The 2762-nt window shown below is 57.0% G+C and carries 3 protein-coding genes; all 3 read left to right on the plus strand.

All coding sequences use genetic code 11. From position 1 onward, the window contains the following. Nucleotides 1-339: 339 nt before the first annotated feature. Entirely contained in the window at nt 340-1428 is a 1089-nt protein-coding gene (locus ABYO54_RS15845; RefSeq protein WP_372809203.1) for a 2-hydroxyacid dehydrogenase, read from the plus strand. Beyond that, nucleotides 1425-2027 (plus strand): TetR/AcrR family transcriptional regulator, encoded by a 603-nt coding sequence (locus ABYO54_RS15850; RefSeq protein WP_372809204.1) that lies wholly within the window; start codon nt 1425-1427, stop codon nt 2025-2027. The genes ABYO54_RS15845 and ABYO54_RS15850 overlap by 4 nt, the downstream gene beginning before the upstream one ends. Before the next feature lie 179 nt (nt 2028-2206). Continuing rightward, nucleotides 2207-2593 carry an Rrf2 family transcriptional regulator gene (locus ABYO54_RS15855; RefSeq protein WP_372809205.1) on the plus strand — a complete coding sequence of 129 codons (387 nt, stop codon included), beginning with the start codon at nt 2207-2209 and terminating at the stop codon, nt 2591-2593. The last annotated feature ends 169 nt before the right edge of the window (nt 2594-2762 follow it).

Consider the following 2762-nt stretch of genomic DNA (forward strand, 5'->3'; position numbering starts at 1 on the left):
ATCCTGTTCATGAATCTGTGTTTATCGGCAATTGATCGCTATTCGCTCGCAATGGCTATCTGTGGTTCATTTACTTTTTTAGGGTTACACGAGAAAAAGAACAATCAAGTTGAAGGACCGTTATAGCGGGCAGTTGAAGGAATGGGTTCCGAAGATTGCGTTTGGCAGAAACAGTACTTCAATCGGATTGGAACACATGCTCCAACCCAAGGCCGACTATTTTCGTTTCAAGTAATAACCTTGAATCATCCTGTATATATTACCATTTTGGTCTTGTTTCGGGTCGCCGATGTTAGTAATCACTAACGCCATCACCAGAAACCAAGGGAAAAACGGAAGATGAAAACGAAAAAAATCGCCTTTTTTGATGCGAAGCCTTACGACCGCCGGTCCTTCGACCTGGCGAACCAAGCGTTCGGCTACGAGATCACGTATTTCGAGACCAAGTTGCATGCGGCGACGGTCGAACTGGCCCACGGGTTCGATGCGGTTTGCGCATTTGTGAACGACACGCTGGACAAGCCGGTGTGCGACTATCTCGCCGAGAACGGCATTGGCATCATCGCGTTGCGCTGCGCGGGCTACAACAACGTGGACTTCGAGGCGGCCTTCGGAAGAGTCCATGCGGTGCGGGTTCCGGCCTATTCGCCGCACGCCGTGGCCGAACATGCCACCGCGCTGGTGCTCACGCTGAACCGCAAAATCCACAAGGCCTACAACCGCGTGCGGGAGGGCAACTTTGCCATCCAGGGACTGGTCGGCTTCGACATGTACGGGAAGACCGCCGGCGTGGTCGGCACCGGTGCCATCGGCCGCAGCCTGATCAGCATTCTGCAGGGTTTCGGCATGAAGGTACTGGCCTACGACCCCTTCCCGAACGAGGAATATGCCCGCGAACGCGGCATCACCTATGTCGACCTGCCGGAGCTTTATCGGCAGTCGGACATCATTTCGCTCCACTGCCCGCTCACGCCGGAAACCAAATACATGATCAACGCAACCTCGATCCAAACGCTGAAAGACGGCGTGATGCTGATCAATACCGGGCGCGGCGGCCTGATCGATACCAAGGCGCTCATCCACGGCCTGAAATCCGGCAAGATCGGGGCGGCCGGGCTGGATGTGTACGAAGAAGAAAGCGACTATTTTTTCGAGGACCGCTCCGAGGAAATGATTGCGGACGATGTGCTCGCCCGGTTGCTGACCTTCCCGAACGTGCTGATCACCTCGCATCAGGCCTTCCTGACCGAAGACGCGCTGAAGAATATTGCGGATACCACGCTCAACAACCTGAAGGATTATTTTGAGCAGAACAAGTTGAGCAACGAGATCTGCTACCAGTGCCATTCGTCCTGCCAGAAAGACAAATCTGCCGGAGAACCCTGTTTCCATGCGCCCGCCGACCAGTCCGCCAAGGCACTCGGATGAAAGCGCTGAGTCCGCGCGGGGAACAGATTGTGGACGCCGCCATCGAGTTGCTTTCGATCGGCGGCATTCCGGCCCTGACCACCAAAAATTTGGCGAACGCCGTGGGCGTCACGGAGCCGGCGCTCTACCGCCATTTCAAAAACAAGATGGATATCCTGGAGGCCATCCTCATCCAGCAGGAATGGATGGTGCGGCACCGGTTTGAACGGTACGCGGAACAGGGCGGCTCCGTGCTGGATCAGATCGAAGAGGTCTACGCCGGCATTTTCCGCGGATTCGCGGACAACCCGGCCCGTTCCGCCGTCGCGTTCGCCGAGGAAATTTTCCGGCAGGATTCGCACTTGGCCGAACATTTCAACCGCATCATGGAGGTTGCGGAAGAAAACATCATTGCCCTGCTCGCCTCGGAACAGGGCCGGAAAGAATGCCGCACCGATATTCCTCCGAAGGACCTGGCCCGGATGATGATGGGCTCGTCCCGCCTGCTGGTCACGCGCTGGCGCCTCGGCAACTATAACTTCGATCTCGAAGAACAGGGCGCGCGGCTTTGGAAATCGCTGCGCACCGCCCTCGCCCCATACCCCGGCCCCAATGCATAAAATTCCCTCTTCCGCATGAGGCGCTTGACCGGTGGGGTTTAGGGGTCCGCGCTTCTTGTCCTCAGAGGCCATGTTGCCGGAGCCGACTTCAATCGATCTTCTGCCGCATCGGGCGGCGCGCGCAGGGCGGCGGCCTTAAATATTCTTTCCGCACGAGCTTTTAACAGCGGGACAGACGGATGCATTTGAAACAACACACCGATTACTCACTGCGAATCCTGACGTATGTGGCGCGCAAGTGCGAGGCGATGGTTTCCGCCCACGAGATCAGCGAGGCCTGCGGCATCTCCTACAGCCACACGGTCAAGGTGGTGAACAAGCTTGGCAAACTCGGGGACCTCGATCTCAAGCGCGGCCGCTACGGCTGCGGCATCCAGCTGGCGGCGGAACCGGAAACGATCAATCTGGCCACCGTGGTGGAGCAGTTTGAAAGCCAGCCCAAGCCGCACTTCCCAATCGACGCCCATGATTCCCACGGTGAAGGGTCGCTGAGATTTGAAGCGAATAATACTGCTGTTAAACGGCGTCATTGGAACCGGATCCGACGGCCAGCAGGTTGCAAATGAAAAGGCAAAAAAATGAAACTTCACGTCAACAACAAGAGCGCGTTCATGGCAGCATCTTCGGGCGGAATAGGCCTCGGGATCGCCAGCTTCCAATCGGTGGAAGGCGTTAGAGTGGTCGTCAGTGGCCGCCCGCAAAGCAAGAGGATGAGGCCCGGCCAGGCCAGTGGAC

Source organism: Pontiella sp. (assembly GCF_041622395.1).
GTDB lineage: Bacteria > Verrucomicrobiota > Kiritimatiellia > Kiritimatiellales > Pontiellaceae > Pontiella.